Annotated in this window: 15 protein-coding genes; all 15 read right to left on the bottom strand. The window is 39.8% G+C overall.

What is annotated here, in order from left to right; translation table 11 throughout:
- Window positions 1-232: 232 nt before the first annotated feature.
- Window positions 233-1012, bottom strand: coding sequence for a fumarylacetoacetate hydrolase family protein (locus tag CEF17_RS07575; protein WP_100398999.1), 780 nt, complete (start codon window positions 1010-1012; stop codon window positions 233-235).
- A 95-nt stretch (window positions 1013-1107) separates the two neighbouring features.
- On the bottom strand, window positions 1108-3291 hold the full coding sequence (locus CEF17_RS07570; RefSeq protein ID WP_100398998.1) for a malate synthase G: 2184 nt from the start codon (window positions 3289-3291) through the stop codon (window positions 1108-1110).
- Window positions 3292-3424: 133 nt separating this feature from the next.
- A complete protein-coding gene (locus CEF17_RS07565) occupies window positions 3425-4888 on the bottom strand; it encodes an FAD-binding oxidoreductase (RefSeq protein WP_100398997.1) in 1464 nt (487 codons plus the stop codon).
- A complete protein-coding gene (locus CEF17_RS07560; RefSeq protein WP_100398996.1) occupies window positions 4881-6245 on the bottom strand; it encodes a (Fe-S)-binding protein in 1365 nt (454 codons plus the stop codon). The genes CEF17_RS07565 and CEF17_RS07560 overlap by 8 nt, the downstream gene beginning before the upstream one ends.
- A gap of 1 nt (window position 6246) precedes the next feature.
- Complete coding sequence (locus CEF17_RS07555; protein ID WP_100398995.1) at window positions 6247-7572, bottom strand: FAD-binding oxidoreductase; 1326 nt, start codon at window positions 7570-7572, stop codon at window positions 6247-6249.
- Window positions 7573-7647: 75 nt separating this feature from the next.
- Complete coding sequence (locus CEF17_RS07550; RefSeq protein WP_100398994.1) at window positions 7648-8343, bottom strand: FadR/GntR family transcriptional regulator; 696 nt, start codon at window positions 8341-8343, stop codon at window positions 7648-7650.
- Window positions 8344-8537: 194 nt separating this feature from the next.
- Entirely contained in the window at window positions 8538-9290 is a 753-nt protein-coding gene (locus CEF17_RS07545; protein WP_198508922.1) for an IclR family transcriptional regulator, read from the bottom strand.
- Between the two features lie 131 nt (window positions 9291-9421).
- The gene (gene wrbA / locus CEF17_RS07540) at window positions 9422-10033 is read right to left on the bottom strand and encodes an NAD(P)H:quinone oxidoreductase (RefSeq protein WP_100398993.1); all 612 of its coding nucleotides are present in this window, start codon (window positions 10031-10033) and stop codon (window positions 9422-9424) included.
- Between the two features lie 415 nt (window positions 10034-10448).
- Complete coding sequence (locus CEF17_RS07535) at window positions 10449-10898, bottom strand: MarR family winged helix-turn-helix transcriptional regulator (protein ID WP_100398992.1); 450 nt, start codon at window positions 10896-10898, stop codon at window positions 10449-10451.
- 209 nt (window positions 10899-11107) lie between these two features.
- Window positions 11108-12397, bottom strand: coding sequence for a glycosyl hydrolase family 18 protein (locus tag CEF17_RS07530; RefSeq protein WP_100398991.1), 1290 nt, complete (start codon window positions 12395-12397; stop codon window positions 11108-11110).
- A gap of 522 nt (window positions 12398-12919) precedes the next feature.
- Window positions 12920-13789, bottom strand: coding sequence for a hypothetical protein (locus tag CEF17_RS07525; RefSeq protein ID WP_100398990.1), 870 nt, complete (start codon window positions 13787-13789; stop codon window positions 12920-12922).
- A gap of 322 nt (window positions 13790-14111) precedes the next feature.
- The gene (locus CEF17_RS07520) at window positions 14112-15425 is read right to left on the bottom strand and encodes a polysaccharide biosynthesis protein (protein ID WP_100398989.1); all 1314 of its coding nucleotides are present in this window, start codon (window positions 15423-15425) and stop codon (window positions 14112-14114) included.
- A 224-nt stretch (window positions 15426-15649) separates the two neighbouring features.
- Window positions 15650-16459, bottom strand: coding sequence for a uroporphyrinogen-III synthase (locus CEF17_RS07515; RefSeq protein ID WP_100398988.1), 810 nt, complete (start codon window positions 16457-16459; stop codon window positions 15650-15652).
- Between the two features lie 341 nt (window positions 16460-16800).
- Window positions 16801-17658: a CvfB family protein gene (locus tag CEF17_RS07510; protein ID WP_100398987.1), complete on the bottom strand. Its 858-nt coding sequence runs from the start codon at window positions 17656-17658 to the stop codon at window positions 16801-16803.
- 96 nt (window positions 17659-17754) lie between these two features.
- On the bottom strand, window positions 17755-17937 hold the full coding sequence (locus CEF17_RS07505; protein WP_100398986.1) for a hypothetical protein: 183 nt from the start codon (window positions 17935-17937) through the stop codon (window positions 17755-17757).
- Window positions 17938-18086: the final 149 nt, after the last annotated feature.

The following is an 18086-nucleotide window of genomic DNA, read 5'->3' as shown; positions in this document are numbered from 1 at the left end:
CCAAATGCTTATCAAAATTCTATACCACAGTTTATAACCCCTTTTCGGCAAAGCATGTACTCGTGTTGCAAAATATGAAAGCGCTTTAATAATTATGTTTACTGAATGAATGAATGTACGTTAAGCTCCATTCTACAATTTAGATTATTCAGTAAATACAACACATAAAAGATTTATTCTCTAATCTAAGGATAGCCGACCACCTGATTATCAGGTGGTCAGCATATCATTTTTACAGTGATTGAGCTGTTTTCTTTGCTTTTACAAAGTTGTTTCTCAAAACACCTATTTCTTTTATTTCACACTCAATCTCATTGTTCTCTCCAACTAATTCAGCTCCTACCGGGCTGCCTGTTAAGATAACATCACCTTTTTTCAAGGTCATAACTGAGGATAAGTACGAAATCATTTTTTTGATAGGGACAATCATTAGTTCTGTTCCGCTGTTTTGTTTTTCTTCTCCATTAAGGCGGGCCTCCACTCTAATAGAAAGTGGATCTAGTTCAGTTTCTATGACAGGTCCTAACGGAGTGAAAGTATCAAAGGATTTGCCAATTGTCCAATGGCCTGCTTCGTGAAAATATTGAGGTGCAGTTACGTCATTTCCAACCGTATATCCAAACACGTAGTCCAGTACTTCGTCTTCAGAAACGTCCTTCGTATCTCTTCCAATGATAACAGCCAGTTCAGATTCGAACTTTACTTCTTCGATGGCATCTGGGATAACAATATCTTCTTCCGGACCAATCACAGATGAAGTAGGTTTGAAGAAGAAGACTGGAATTTCAGGTAAAGTTTCTGGAAGTTCTTCGGTCTTCGTTACAAAGTTAGCTCCAATACCAATAATCTGATTTGGCTCAAGGGGAGCAGTTAAAGTTACTTCGCTTTCTTGAAACGTTTTTCCTGTGTATTCCCAGGTTCCAAGCAAATCTCCCTTGATTTCTTTGATCCCATCTGCTGTCAATTCTCCGGTTAAAATATCTGAATTGTTTTTAAATCTAACGAATTTCATATACATTATCCTTTCTGTCAACGACTATCAATAATTATTCAGTAAGTAATGGTGATCCTGAAAAGGAAATCACCATTACTGAAAGATGCTATATATTAGCTAAGGTGCTGAGCAAGTTTGGCCTTTGCTTCAATACGTCTACGGTGCAAAATTGGCTCAGTATACCCGCTTGGCTGCTTACGTCCTTCAAATACTAGATCACAAGCCGCTTGGAATGCTACTGAATCATCATAATTAGGTGCCATCGGGCGATAAGCCGGATCTCCAGCATTTTGTTCGTCCACAACTTTCGCCATACGTTTTAGTGTTTCTAATACCTGCTCTTCTGAGCAAATTCCATGATACAGCCAGTTAGTCATATGTTGACTGGAAATTCTCAGTGTAGCACGGTCTTCCATTAGTTCTACATTATTAATGTCAGGTACTTTAGAGCAGCCAACTCCTTGTTCTACCCACCTAACGACATAACCCAAGATACCTTGAGCGTTGTTATCAAGCTCCGCTTGGATGTCCTCAGCTGACCAAGTAGGGTTTTCAGCTACAGGGACCTGAAGAATGTCGTTGCGATAATCAGTAGTATCCTTTGCAAGCTCTTTTTGTACTTCACTCACATCGATCTCATGGTAATGAAGTGAGTGCAGTGTTGCAGCAGTTGGGGAAGGAACCCAGGCAGTATTGGCGCCTGCTTTTAGCTGTCCGCCTTTTTGCTTCAACATTTCTTCCATCAAATCTGGCATTGCCCACATACCTTTTCCAATTTGGGCTCTTCCTTTTAACCCCACGTCAAGTCCCACTGCTACATTTGATTTTTCGTAACCTTGAAGCCATGCTGAAGTTTTCATTTCGCTTTTGCGAATCATCGGTCCGGCTTCCATAGAAGTATGGATTTCATCCCCTGTACGATCAAGGAATCCAGTATTAATAAAGACTACTCTTTCTTTTACTTCATTGATGCATGCTTTTAAATTTAACGTAGTGCGGCGCTCCTCATCCATGACACCAATTTTCAATGTGTTTCTTTCCAGGTCCAGAAGATCTTCGACTCTGTTAAAGAGCTTGTTGGCAAATGACACTTCTTTTGAACCGTGCATTTTTGGCTTAACAATATATACAGAGCCTTCTGTGGTGTTTTGATAAGGACCATTCTTTAATAGGTCATGCTTAGCAAGTAAGCTGGTAATAACGCTGTCAAGGATCCCTTCTGGAACTTCCTCACCGTCTTTATCAAGGATGGCATTGTTTGTCATAAGATGTCCTACGTTTCTGATAAACATAAGAGAACGTCCTGATAACGATATTTCTCCGCCGTTAAGTGCAGTATAAGTACGGTCAGGGTTTAATGTTCTTTCTACTGTCTTGCCGCCTTTGGAGAATGAAACGGAAAGGCTTCCATCCATTAAGCCGAGCCAATTCTTGTATACTAGAACCTTATCTTCAGCATCCACGGCTGTAACGGAATCTTCACAATCCATTATTGTTGACAGAGCTGACTCCATTAGTACATCCTTCACCCCGGCGTTATCCGTTTTTCCGATTGGATGGGACGGATCGATTTGGATCTCAAAGTGTAATCCATTATTTGTAAATAAGATGGCAGAAGGATCTTCTGATACTCCCTGGTAACCTAATAGTTTTCCTGCATCCTTTAGTCCCGTTTTGTTTCCTCCTGAAAGAGTAACAGATAGAGTGTTGTCATTGATCTCATATTTCTCTGCATCTTTGTGGGATCCTTCCTGCAATGGAATGGTGTTGTCCAAGAATTCTTTTGCGTATGCAATAACTTTGTCCCCGCGTGCAGGGTTGTATTCTGGGCCTTTTTCAGCGCCGCCCTCTTCACTGATTGCATCCGTTCCGTAAAGTGCATCATACAAACTTCCCCAACGGGCGTTTGCCGCATTAATAGCGTAGCGAGCATTATTCACTGGCACCACAAGCTGTGGGCCTGCTTGTTTTGTTACAGCCTCGTCTACGTTGCTGGTAGTCACTTCAAAGTCCTCAGGAACAGATTCTAAGTAACCAATTTCTTCAAGAAATGCTTTATATTTATCAAAGTCAAAGCTTCCTTTGTTTTCCTTATACCAATTATCCAATTGTTCTTGAATTTCCTCACGTTTTTCAAGTAGAGATTTGTTTTCAGGAGTAAGATCATGGATTAATTTATCAAAGTTGGCCCAGAATTGCTCTTTATCTAATCCCGTTTTTGGAAGGGCTTCTTCATTTATAAATTTGTGTAGTACATCTGCTACTTGAATGTTTCCGATTTTAACGTATTCAGACATAGTAGTGCCTCCTTAGATATAGTTACTTCGTTTCTTATTAGGAAACATTGTTTCCTATCGTTCTAATTTCCTAAATTCTAACATGAAAGCGTTTAATATTCAATAATATTCTCAAAATTTCGCTATCTCTCTTCTATGTCGTTGCTGCTTCTTTCAGTTCCTTCTTTACTTCAGCACAACGGCCAGGAGAAGGGAAAAGCTTCCCTGCATTCAATAGGTTAGATGGATTGAATACCTCTCTAACATCTGTTTGAGCTTTAATTTCTTTATCTGTGAAAATAAAACGCATTTCCTCTTTCTTTTCAATACCGACACCATGCTCGCCAGTAATTGAACCACCTACATCTGCGCAAACCTGCAGGCAGGCACTTCCCGCTGCAAGTGCTTTTTCGGTTTCTCCTGGTTTCGCAGAATCAAATAATACGAGAGGGTGGAGATTCCCATCACCTGCGTGAAAAATGTTAGCAATTCGCAAGCCATACTCGTCACTGATGTCATTAATCTGTTTTAGAACCTGAGGCAGTTTGCTCCGTGGAATTACCCCATCTTGTACGAGATAATCAGGTGAAATGGCTCCCATGGCTCCAAACCCTGTTTTCCGGTTTGCCCACCAACTGGCTCGTTCCTGATCATCTTGTGCTACTTTAACGGTTCGGACATTTCTCTTTTTACAAACATCGAGAATCTGGTCAATCTGCTCATCAATCCCTGCTGCAATTCCATCTACTTCAATGAGCAGCAGTGCTTCAATGTCTTTTGGATGTCCTACCGGAAACGCAGCTGCCTCAACTGCTTCAATAGCAATTTTATCCATCATTTCAAGGGCTGCGGGCACTATCCCTGCTGATATAATGTCAGAGACAGCCTGGCTTCCATCAGCTACATCATCAAAATAAGCAAGCACTGTTTGTTTGGCGGCAGGGTTTTTCAAAATCCTTACCGTTATTTTTGTGACTATGCCTAGAGTGCCTTCAGATCCTGTCAACAAGCCCAATAGATCATAGCCTGGAGCATCGGCAATCCCATCATTTCCAATTTCCACGATTTCGCCGTTTGGCATGACTACTTCCAAACCCAAAATATGATTTGTTGTTACCCCATACTTTAAACAGTGAGCCCCTCCTGCATTTTCAGCAACATTTCCACCAATGGTGCAGCAATATTGGCTGGATGGATCAGGAGCGTAATAATACCCCTTATCAGAAATTGAGTTAGTCAGTTTTAGATTAATATAGCCTGGCTCTACCACTGCTCTTCTATTTTCAAGGTCCACGCTTAAGAGCTTTTTCATTCTGACGAGACTGATTACCACTTCTCCATTGACTGGAATCGCGCCGCCGCTTAGTCCAGTACCTGCCCCGCGGGCCAAAAAAGGAAGGTTGTTTGCAGAGCAGTATTTTACCAGCTCTGCAACTTCCTCAGTATTTTTCGGAAAAACAACTGCTTTTGGAAGGTGTTTGTGAATGACAAATCCATCGCAGTCATAGGCAAGAAGGTCTTCTTTATGGTAAAGAATAGAGTCGGCCCCGCCTGCTATGGCTGCAAGGTTCTTAATGTGCTTGTCATTTGTTTTGATTTTTTTCTTTGTGCTAAACATTATTTCCCCTCCCTTTTTTGTCCTCTTTCTGGTAAGCCCAATCAAGGAGCTGAATGGTATGGACTATCTTTTGATTCCGTCCATACTTCTGAACCCCCATAGCCATTTGCAGCATACAGCCTGGGTTCCCCATAGAAATCATTTCTACATCATCCGGCACATTTTCCATTTTGCTTTCAAGAACAGCATCAGCCATTTCAGGATTTGTGATGTTATATACACCGGCGCTTCCGCAACAACGATCAGCATTAGGCATATGAACCATTTCAACACCTGGAATATCGATAAGAAGCTCTCTCGGTTCTTTTCTTACTCCCTGTCCGTGTGCGAGGTGACAAGCATCATGGTACGTCAGACGAGTGTTAATTTCCGCTTTTGGCTTTTCGTAACCGGTATCATAGAGGTACTTGGAAACGTCCACCACTTTAGCAGAGAATTCTTCTGCTTTTTCTTTCCACTCTGGGTCCTCATGGAAAAGCTCAGGGTATTCCTGCAGCATACAACCGCAGCCTGCAGCATTACCTACAATCGTGTCGGCATCTTTAAAGGCTTCTATATTTTGCTTAGCAAGCTTTCGGCCTGTATCACGATCACCTGCGTGAACATGAAGGGCTCCGCAGCAGGTTTGATTTTTCGGAATGGCTACATCGTTTCCGTTTCTTGTCAGAACGTTAACAGTAGAATCATTAATATCACTAAACATGACATCCATTACACACCCTGTTAAGAATGCAACTTCACCTTTTGCTTCGCCTTTTGCTTTTACAATTTCTTCATCCTTATATTTCTTTCGTACAGGCTGTTTAACGTCAGGCATAATCGCTTCCATCTGTGCAAGATGTGGCGGCATCACGTTCATGAGTCCCGTTTTTCGTACAACCTTTTGTACCCCGCTCTTTTGATAGAATTTTAACAGGCTTCCGATGGAATTCAAGCGCTCTTGATGTGGAAACAAACCTTTAAGGAATAACTTACTTACCTGGCCTTTCCAGCCAGTTAGAGGCATGGCCTGACGGATCTGACCTCTGGCTTCTTCAATGAGCCCGCCTACATCTACATCTGCCGGACAAGCAGTTGTACAGGCCCGACAGTCCAGACAGGCAAATACGGGATCGAGAAATTGTTCATTCACTTCCAGCTTTCCTTCAGCGACTGACTTAATAAGATGAACTCTGCCGCGAGGTGAATGCTGCTCTTGCCCGGTGATTTCATAGGTTGGACAAGATTCAAGACACATTCCGCAGTGCACACAATCAGCCCATTTATCTGGATCGGGCTTATCATCCCAGAGGTAGTTTCCAAGACTTTGGGAACTGCATGGCGGATCCTGAAGAACTTCTTTTTCTTTAATACTCATGTTATAAACCTCCTAGGAAACGTTTATGGTTTAACGTTTTGGCTGGATCTATTTTTGTTTTTATTCCTTCCAGAAGAAAGAAATAAGAGGGTGTGTCACCCCAGACATTCATTGTTTGACGCATTGATAAAGGAAGATATTTCACAATTGCATACCCTTTTAATTCTTTCACTGACTCTCGCAGGCTATGAATGGCTGCAAGGACGTTTTCACTTGCACCTTTTATAATTACCTCACTCAGCCCATGGCCAAGGCCGCCATGGCTGATAACTTTAACGTTAAATCCTTCCTCTAACAGCTCACATTCTCCTATTACTTTGAACACGTCCAGGTTTTTGACACCAACTTTTAAAGCAGCTTCTGTTTCATTACCTGTGATGGTCATTATTCCATTTGGAGCCAGGTTGCTGAACTTCTGCCAGAATTCCTTTGCCTCTTCTTCTTGAAGAAGTGTGAAGGATGTGTTTTCTGGCTGTAGGTTTTTAATAAAATCTTCCTGGTATTTAACCGAGCTTTCAACATCCTCAAATGCAATAGCGAGAGTATAATTTGACTTCCCGGTCATTTCCTCTGCAGCCGAAGGATTTAATAGTTGAAGGGAGACGGGTTCGATTAAAGAATCCAGAATTTTAACAGCTAACTGTTTGATATTCTCTAAAGAAGATTCTTCAAAAGATAGGAGTACCAAGCTTTCATGTTTAGGTATTGGGCGAAGCTTTAGTGTAATTTCTGATAAAACACCTAGGGTCCCCATCGAACCAATAAACAATTTATTCATATCGTACCCGGCAACATTTTTCACCACTTTGCCCCCTGTACGAATCACTTCACCGTTTGGGTAAACGACCTTTAATCCTATAACTAAATCCCTTGCCGACCCGTAGCCAAGCCTTTTGGGACCGCTTTCATTTGCAGCAATGATACCTCCAATCGTAGCAAAGTCAGAAAATGGAGGGTCTAATGCGATTTTTTGATCATGCTTTGCGAGATGTTCCTGAAGTTCTTTAAACGGAGTACCTGGTTTTACGGTAACAGTCATATCTCCGACAGTATGTTCAACGATCCCTTTGAAGTTGGTTAAAGATAGTAAGATATCTGCAGCTTCCTCTACCCCACCGTATCCTCTTTTCGTCCCCATACCGCTTATTACTGCCTTCTTGTTATTCTCATTTGCATAAGAAAGAATCTGGGAAATTTCTTCTTCTGATGTAGGATAAATGACGATATCTCCGTCATTCCCTAATAGATGATTTGGATTGCCACTTTCTTCAATTTCAGTCTCAGGAAGCAATCCCCGCAAGTCGCTTAATAAATTGGAAGTAATCATTTTCACACCTCTTTGTTTCGTAATAGGAAACCATGTTTCTTTATTTGATAAAATATATATAACAGCGCTTACACATCATGCTGTCGTTTCTTCGGAAAAAATCTCATATAGCAGGCCTTCAACATAATTTAAATGTTCCTTCATTGCTTCTTTTGCCTGTTTTGAATCACCTGTTTTAATTGCTTCAAGAATAGTTAGATGTTGATCGAGAATAATTCGTAAGTTTTCAGGATCCTGTTGAATATAATCATGAAAATCTTTCATAGCCTGTTTCGTCGTGGCTGAAATAAATTCAAGCAGCTGGATGATGATTTGGTTCTTTGTAGCTTTGGCAATTGTCAAATGGAATTTAAAATCTGCCTCCCAGCCATCTAACGGACTATCCATAAGAATCTCAATTTCCTTGATATCTTCTGGTGAGCGATGTTGCGCTGCTGTTTCAGCAATTCCAGTTTCTAAGATCTTTCTTACTTGAAATAACTCCCTTATATTCTTTGAGCTAGCAATAAGGGCGGTCTGCTTGAAGACTTTAGTAGAATCAAATTCACATATAAATGTACCTTCTCCTTGTTTAACGTACACTGCACCCTTTCCAGCTAGAGTGTTTATAGCATCCCTCACGGCCGAACGCCCTACATCAAACAACTCACATAATTCACGATTAGAAGGAAGCTTCTCACCAGGCTGCAGCTTGCCAGACGTAATCATGTCTTCAATTTGCTCCACTACGATAGCCGAGACCTTCTTCTTTGAAATCTTTTCAATGTTCACCCTTCCACCACCTCTCCGGTCAGTCATCAGATGTCTGATATATGTTAAGTATACTTTTATTAAATCATTGTTAGTTTGCCAACGCAATATATTTTTTGAAAATTTCTAATCAAGGCAAAAAATAAACAACTTTCGACAAGTTTTTAAATGCATAAAAAAAGCCAGTCTAATGAAAGACTGTGCTTTTCTGGTTATTATTCTACATAACCCAACCGGTTGGATATCTGCTTTCCTGTTTTCATAATTAATGGCTTTAACTCTTGTAAACGCTTATCAGCCATTCTTATCGAGGGTCCTGATATACTGACCGCTGCAGCAATCTTACCTCTGTTATCAAAAATGGGCGCAGCAATGCAAGTAATCCCTACTTCATTTTCTTCCTTTTCCACGGCAAACCCCTGTTTATTCACTTTATGTATTTCTTTAAGAAATTCATCAATAGATGTAATCGTGTTTTCTGTGTGAACTGCCATACCTTGTTTCGTTAATATATTTCTTACTTCACGGTCTTCCAAGTGAGAAAGAATTACTTTTCCCACGCTAGTACAATGTACAGGTGCTCTTCTCCCAACCTTTGAATGGGTACGCAAAATTTCGTTTCCTTCAAGCTTCTCGATATAGACAATTTCTCCTTGATCGTAGACAACCAAATGTACAACTTCATTGGTTATTGCCTCTACTTCTTTTAAAAATGGAGCTGCCAGTGATCGAATATCCATAGATTCTAGTAGAAGTGCACTTAATTCCAGATACTTGTATCCTAAACGGTATTTTTTCGTTACTTCATCCTGTTCAATATATCTGTGCTCAGTAAGTGTCGATAATAATTTATAAGTAGAGCTTTTGCTTATTCCAAGTCGTTCTCCAAGTTCAGTAACTCCCATTCCTTCTTTTTGCTTGCTGATTAGAGAAATAATCCGCAATGCTCTGTCTACTGATTTAACCATTAAAGGCCTCCAAATCCAAAAATAGCAATGCTTTGAATAGTATAACATAGAAGCCTTTGCAGGACCTGTATCAAGCAAAAAATAGAAGAAGCAGGGCTTAACCCTGCTTAAGTCAATTGGTACGCAAGCGATTACTGCTGTCCTTGCTTAACCCATTCTGCAACTGTAGCTGTACGTTTTGCCTGGTGTTTTACAGCATCTTTTACGTCCTCTTTCATTTCACCATTTTGGTCAACTGTTACACTTGTTCCGTAAGGATTACCGCCGGCCGCGAATGTAACCGGATCGCTGTATCCTGGCGCTGCAATGATTGCACCCCAGTGCATCATAGTTGTGTATAAGGCTTTAATAGTCGCTTCTTGCCCGCCATGTGGGTTTTGTGCAGAAGACATTCCGCTCACTACCTTGTTTACAAGCTTTCCGTTAGCCCAAAGGGGACCAGTAGAATCCAGGAATTGCTTAAGCTGAGACGGAACATTTCCAAAGCGTGTCGGCATACTGAATATAATTGCATCCGCCCATTCAAGATCTTCCAGGGAAGCTTCCGGTACATCTTTCGTTGCTTCATAATGGTCCTTCCAAGCCTGATTAGATTCAATTGCTTCCTTTGGTGCAACTTCAGATACTTTGAATAGTTTTACTTCAGCCCCTGCTTCTTTTGCACCTTCCTCTGCCCATTGTGCAAGCTTATAGTTAGTGCCTGTGGAACTGTAATAAATAACTGCAACATTTGCTTTTGCCATTTCTGAATCTCTCCTTTTTGATTTAAATAAGTCTAATATCCCCATTTTTACACCTGCCACTCAAATAATTTGAAATCTTTCCTCTCCCCTTACCTAATTTCATTGATAAGAGAAAGCAAAATGCAATAGTAATGGATGAGTGTCCGCTGTATTTTGCTTATGGGGAGAACATTTATATAATCAGCAAAAACATTTAGATATTCTTGCCGGATTATCAAAATAACTACACAGTTACATAGTTACCCTTAATTAACAAAAATAAATCCCAAATTCATTTATCTTAAATTCAAGATACAAGGGTAAAATTTTTTAAACTTCATTTTCTTATAAAACTATGAACAGTGAAACATGCCTGTTCCTTGTATCATTTAAAGGAGCAGGTGATCCAATATTTCCTGCTCTCTTTATATTTGATTTAGGGTCTTAGCGGAAGACCGACTCGTTTTAACAAGTTGATCAGCAGCTCTTTTTCCTTATGATCAAGAGTGGAAAAGATTTCTTGTATCACCTTTTTATGAGCCGGAAAAATTTTGTCCATTAACTCCTTGCCTTCGTTTGTTATCTCGGTATATGTGACTCTTCGGTCTTTTGGACAAGGTTTCCGAATAAGATAGTTTTTGGTCTCCAGCTTATCAACCACATACGTAATACTTCCACTTGATAACAAAATTTTCTCGCCAATTCGTTGAATCGGTTGGCGACCTTTGTGATAAAGAAGCTCCAGCACTCCAAACTCTGTTGGATTTAACCCGTATGTTTTTATATCTTCTTTAATCTTCTCTTCAACTGCATGCTGAGTCCTTGATAATACAATAAGTGCTTTAAGTGATGGATCTCTTTCCGGAATCTCGTTGTTAGTGTTCATAAGACCATATCCTTAAAAAATATATCTTGAAATCAAGATTAATTTTATTAAAACATTAATATGCAAAGGTGTCAACATTTATATACTATTCTTAGGTTGAGTTGTCTCATAACTCATGTTGCCTTTTTTATTCACTTCATATGAATATCCTACTGACACACTCTCATTAGAGAATGTAAATAACTTTTTTAGCAGCCGGCAAACAGTGGTTAAACATATTTATTTACTTCAAAATTTGCTTCTAAGAGAAGCCAGTTTTGAGGAAATTCCCAGCCTAACACCCAGTAATAAAACCCCCTCAGCCCAAACTCTTTCACTAAATCAAATTTAGCTTGTATGCTTCTTGCGTCTTCAAACCAGACTTCATGCAGGTTGCCTTCTTCATCATAATACGTAAAAAACGGTGACTGAGCTTCTTCATCATACTCGATAGCCGCATTGTATGTGACCGCTAGTTCTATAGCTTCCTGATGATCAATTGCAGTAGCCCTCGTAACCCCTTCTTCAAAAGGCAGTGGCCAGTCATATCCGTAAAGAGGAATTCCCATCATAATTTTATCATTGGGCATTACAGAAGCTGCATACTCAATCACCCGGCGTACTTCATTAATGGGTGCGACAGCCATAGGAGGCCCCCCCGTCCACCCCCACTCATATGTCATTAAAAAGACAAAATCGGCGATTTCACCGTGAGCCGCATAATCATGTCCTTCATAAAGAATACCTTCCATACCTGGTTCCACCTGAGGAGCCAGTGCACTAGACAGGAAAAAGCCTCGTTCGTCCATCAATACCCTTGCTTTTCTCATGAGTTCATTATATTGTTCTCTGTTTTCTTCCCCTAAGTATTCCAGGTCAAAATCCAGTCCCAGATAGCCTCTCTCCTCCATTATCGAGACAGCTTCTTCAAGCAGGCGATTCTGAAGCTCCTCATTTTGAAGGACCGCTGTAGCTACTTCCGGGCTGAATTGGCCGTCCTCAATATTTGTAATCACCATCAATGGGACGATTTGATTTTCATAAGCTGTTTGTATGATTGCTTGATCGTCTATTGGTGTAAGCGATCCATCTGCATTCAACTCATAACTGAAAATTTGTAAAAAAGATAAATATTCACCAACCTCATCAACTACTGCTGGGGAATCTTCCCCTGTAATTTGAAGATCCACGTAAGCCCCAACATCAACTGTCGGCAGCTGGCGCGAATGATCATTAATATACAGCACAGAGCCTGGCGGTACAAGATGTGGAAACTGTATATTATTTCCTCGCACTATTTCCTCAACGGGTATCCCGTATTGCTGACTAATATGCCATACGCTTTCCCCGGGCTGAACCATATGATATCTCCCCTCAACAGGAATCACAATTGCCTGGCCTACAACTAATCGATCTGGATTAGGGAGCTGATTTACTTCCACAATCGTTTCATATGGGATGTTATATGTTTGGGCTACCTGCCACAGGCTCTCTCCTGGAGAAACTACATGAATCTGCATTTGCTTGTCCCCCTTGCTCTGGTCATGTTACTTTTACCAGCCTATTCGGCAATACAAAGATTCATTCTTCTAACCTTCTCTAAAGATTGGAAAGGTTAAAATAAAAAAACGTCAGTTATGGCGGGCTGATTGTCGAGATACCCTCTGGTTTTCTAAATCAAAGGATTACTCTTTCTGTAAAAATATTTATTTGTTATTAAAGAAGATCGCAAATCCCTTACATCCAGGTGGTTTGCACCTTTTTTGCAGGGCGGTGTTTCCGAGGAAGCTGAAGCGTTGCCCGCGGCATAGAAGACACCGTTCATGCGAATGAAAAGTAGCTTGAACGGATGACGCACTTGTACCTTTAGGTAAAAGCGTCCGTCTGTACCGAATGAAAAGTGTTAATAGTATTTTTAGTGGTTTAGTTATCTTAATTATTCTTTATTTATCTTAGTAATCGAGTTAATAATTCAAAAAAAATGGCTGTTGAGAAGAGTTTCTCAACAGCCTGGCCGCAATAACTGGCAGTTTTAATTTGTTTTAGGAGTCTTTGTCCTTTAATATTTTAAATCGCTTCAGTTCATCAATTGTGTCTTTAATTTCTCTTCCGGGCAAGTTAATAAGCTTTTCTGTTCCGTCACCTTTTAACTCACCTTGAACGACAACGAGAACCCCTTCTTCTTCAAACTCTTGATGAAATTCACCAATGAGCTTGTTATACGTTCCAATAGCTTTGATCGTTTCTTTTGCCAAAATAGCAAGCACACGCTGATAAACCCTGATTAAGCTATGATAATTTTGATCTAAATCAGGGTAAATATCAAAGGCTTTTGGCTTATCCCGAAAATCTTCTACAACTTTTTCATCCCATTCAAAATCAGGTAGCAACAGGGAATCTTTAATATAAATCATTTTTGGAAGACTTTCTTCACTTTCCCCGCTAGGTTTGATTCTTCCTTTAGGAAGTCCTTTCTCTTGAATAAAGGCCTGAAGTTCAGAGAAAAAACGATAAGCAAAATGATTATCAAATTCCTTATCTCTTTGCTCATTAAATGAGATCAGCTGCGGAGCTGCATCTCCGTATTCTTCATGGATGCTCTTTTCTGCATGGTTTTCAAACATGGCTGCCGTAGAAATATAATTAACTAGCATCCTGTTAATTTCCAAAAACACCGTATCCTTATTCCAGGATGACTCTTCTTTCATCTTCTTTTCAAGATTACCAATGCTGTTTTTTAAACTGGAATAATTGCCTACAGTAATTTGAAACAAGGACTTGATCCCTTGAAACAAGGAAATTTTATCTTTACATGCATTAATAGTATGTAGTTCTTCTTCACTTAATGTTCTTTTAACTCGCAGCGTTGCTTTGTTATCTACTGCTTGCGCGAACGCAATCCAATATTTCATATTTGTCCTCCGTATAATATAGTCTCCCTTTTAGGGTAACATAGCGCGGGCTAGAATTTTACCTCTGTTTCATCTTTTCTCATTATAAATGTTTACTCTTAGGGAGTAAAACAAACAGAAATATGCCAAGCCTTTAGGTAAGACTCGGCAATGGAGAAAATGTCATACCGCCCTGAAAGCTCAAAATGCTTTCTGTGTAAATAGAAAGCTGAGGACAACCTCGGAGCAGCCCTTATAGAATTTCATATAGAGAGGTTTTCCTTTAAAATAATACAGGTGTGAGAGGATTTTTTAAAAGCAGGCTACATAACATCTCTTTTATTTATATTTTTCGTACTCCGTGGGTGAGGTGAATTCTATGACGAATTGTTAAGAAATGCATGATGGTAAGAATAACAATCCCTGTGTTCATTCCTATAATAATTCCATCCATTTGAAGATTTGGCATTGACCCGAGTACAAACATAAGAACAAAAGATACAGTCGTGGACCAGATTGAATGAAGAAAAGCATCTTTCACAAGTCCTAACCCAATGAGAAACGCTTGCATGGGAATAACAAAGAAGTGAAAAAAGAAATAGGGAACAAGCAGCTGTAAATATACTGAGGCTGGCGAGTCCTCAAAGAATAAACTGGTTAATTGATCTGAAAAAAAATAAAATAATGCCACGGACGGAACAGAATATAGAAGTGTCGCAGCAATAATCTTTCTAAGCAGATGGTTAAGCTCGTGTATTTCCCGTTTAGCATAAGCCTCTGAAACAGTCGGTATTAAGACAATTAAGAGAGAATGAGCAATAAATGCTGGAAAAAACCCTATAGTAAAAGCTACTCCCGCAAGTTTTCCATACTGCACCATTGCCATTTCTTCTACCATCCCCCCTCGAACAAGAGCAGCTTTAATGAGAAACGGCTTGATAGCAAACGACGCTGCATGAAAAATTCTAAGACCCGTAGTAGGCAGAGAAACCGATAAAAGAGTTTGTAAGACAGAACTTTTTTTCACTGGGGTCGAAGGCTTTTCATCCATGACTTTTATTTCTTTAACAAACATAATGACCAAATAAACGAGTACTACCAATTCTGTCCCTATTAAAGTGCACAAAGCAATCAAAATGGCAAGGTCAGTGTCAAAATGGAATAATTGAAAGACAGCAATTAACAAAACGAGCTGTACGGCCCGCCTTAAAAAGTTAGCAACTGCTATCTTTCCCATATGTTGGGCTCCCATAAAATAACCTCTGGCAATAGAGGACAGGGCTATAATAGGAATGAGGGTAAGCAGCAGCCAAGGAAGAAGCGGATGGTACGTGTTAAAGACGGGAATCAACGGAAAAACGATAATAGAAATCGCTAAGAATGCTACCGTAAAGGCAGCGGTAAAACGAATAGTATGCTCAAGGATGCTTTTATGATAAATTTTCTCCTTTTCTGCAATGGCCTTTGAAATGGAAACGGGAAGCTCCATGCTGGCTATCACAACAAGAAATACAATCGTGGGTAAAATAGACATATAAAGACCAAGGCCCTCTTCCCCAAGCTCCCTTGCAAGCACTACATTTATGACAAACTCCAAACACTCACTTATAAAAGCTGCTGCAATCAGCAGTAAAGAACCTTTCAAAAATGTATTCATCGTACTTCCATCCCCCCACAGTTCTTATAACTATGAAAGGAGGACAAGAAGTATTTTTATTTTATTCATTTATCGTGTTCTTTTTCTACTTTCCGTTTCTTATTCATGCTTTACATAGATCTTTCTTATGTGGTATACGTCTTCTTGTAGATAATTCGAGTGATTGGCTAAAAACAGACTGGTAAGAGGGTACTCTCACCAGTCTGCAGGCTCGTTACATTATTCTACCGACCCTCATAGTAGCGGGATAGCTCTATGATCATAGCCCCCATTCGTTCCAGATCAGGACTGAGAAGCCTGGTCATTTCATTTTCTTTCATTCCTTCTGCAGTTACTTTTCCAACAGCAACCGCAAGAACGTCCTGTTCAAAAGAATCTAATAGTTGTTCTAAGTACTCATTTTCCTTCGCATATTGAAACAACGAATGCACTTGAATGGCAGTAGTAAAGCATACGGCATCCACTTCTCTGTTTATAATTTCCAGTATTAATGTATGTACGGTATCCTCCTCTGGCGGAATGTGCTGGTATGGTAAAATTTGCAACACATCAGCGCCTTTTTCTTCTAAAAATTCAATCAATGGAGGAGCACTTATCCCGTGAAGCTGTACCATCACTTTCTTTCCCGAAAAATCTTCCTTTTTTAAGGCCTGAATTAAACCTTGAGTGGTCCCATCTTCATCAACGGCGTCGGGCTTAATACCAATTTTTTTTAAAGCTGCTACTGTTTTATAACCACGAGTCGCAATACTGGCATCCTGCAATACTTGTAAAAACTGTTCTTCAATATCCAGGTTTCTTGCTGTATCCAAAAGAGTGTTTGTGCCAATCCCTGTCGTAAATAACGCCCAATCTGCTCCTTGCTTAACAAATGTTTGTAAAGCGGGTTCTATTTGTTTATCGGCAAGAAAGACTGTTCCCTGCAGCGGCCGGACAATACATGTACCTCCCTGCTTTTCTATTAAACTGGTCATTTCCTCTGTTTTTCTGGATGCTGCCAAAGCAACACGCTTGCCTGTTAACCCTTTTCCCATCTCTGTTCACACCTTTTCTCTCTATGGTTGTACCCTTATTATACCTGACTTTTGTTTTCTTTGATGTCTATCTGTATATTCAAAGAAAAAACTGAACCTAAACGACTATTAGGTTCAGTTTTTCATGAAACATCTTTTATTGAAACATAACGGAAAACGTAAGAGCTATCATCGTAAAAATATTAGGATTTTTCTTATTTGTACTTGTCATTTAAACCCCTCCAATTGTGAAAGTGAGTATGTGTTATAAATAAGATAACACATACTCTGGTCAACAAAAGGGTTTGTGTAAGGAAACATAACATGGTTTTTATATAAATATTTAAGCTGTAAAAAAACAGTTATTCTTTTAGATAGGTAAAACCATCTTTCTGTTCGATTTTTCCTTCTTTCATTAATTTACCAAGTGATCTCTTAAATGCTGCTTTACTAAGATTAAAAAGAGAACGAATGTCTTCTGGATCGCTTTTATCCCCAAAAGGCATTTTGCCTCCCTGTTGAATTAAATAGTTCAAAATTTTTTCTGCATCCTCATCCATACTCTCGAGCCTGTGTGGCCGCAAAGATAAATTAACGGTCCCATCCTCTTTGACTGCAATCACTCTTCCTTCTACTTGCTGACCTAAACGGGGCTCTGTTTTACGTTCTGTATAATGAATAAATCCACGGTATCCATCTTCCGTAAGTACAAAAGAACCGACTTTCCCTGTCTGATATACCCAGCCCTGCAATGTTTGCTGTCTGAGATCAATAGGTGCATCCTTTCTTATTTCCTCTACCTCTTGTTCTGTAATGGGTTTCGCTGTAAGTCTTCCTTCTTTGTCATGTCCCAGGGTGACATACAGATAATCCCCGGGGGAAGGCCATACCTCTGTTAAAACAGGAAGATCATCCTCAAACACTAGAAAGTCTCTTGAAATTCCTATATCTACGAACGCTCCCAGGTTTTTTACAACCTTGACTACTTTAGCCCACCCGTATGATTGTAATGTCGCTTTTGGCAGGTACATTGTTGCTTGGGTCTTCCCTTGTTTATTTTCATAAAGAAACACTTGAGCAGTATCACCTTCCTGAAGCTCTTCCTGTGTTTCGTTCTCTTGAAGATACACTTCGTTTGAACCATTTGTCATCGTATAGCCATTAGGATGCAAAGCGGCGACTTTCATTGTTTCAATCTGGCCTGGAGTAAAATTTGGCATGCTTCTACCTCTTTCTGCAATAAAATCCATATATAAAATATATATGACTTATTATAACTAGTTGTAAGGTAGATGTAAAAAGACCCTGAAAACTTTTCAGGATCTTTTCTGGACCGTTTGTTGGAGCTCTTTTAGTTCTTCAAAGGAAAGATTGGTGTACCGTTTTATTTCATTAAGATCCAGCTTGGCGTCTTCAAACATTTTGGCAGCTGAAGCTACTGCCTGCTTCTTTTTCATTTTTTCCAGTTCCTGGTTATACATCTCAAAAAACATTTTCACCTTATCCCTCCTATGCAAGTTCATCAGTACCTGGCAGCTGAGATAATAAAACAACTATCCTTGAGTGTGTATGACTGTTTCTGCTTTAATCAAGCTTCGACAAAGTCCAGCCTTTTCCTTTTAAAAATTAGAAAAAACTAGCACTTTTA

The organism is Bacillus sp. FJAT-44742, from assembly GCF_002797315.1.
In the GTDB taxonomy this organism is placed as follows: domain Bacteria; phylum Bacillota; class Bacilli; order Bacillales; family Marinococcaceae; genus Thalassorhabdus; species Thalassorhabdus alkalitolerans.
Note: the sequence above shows the minus strand (reverse complement) of the source record. Positions and strands in the feature narration are given on the sequence as shown.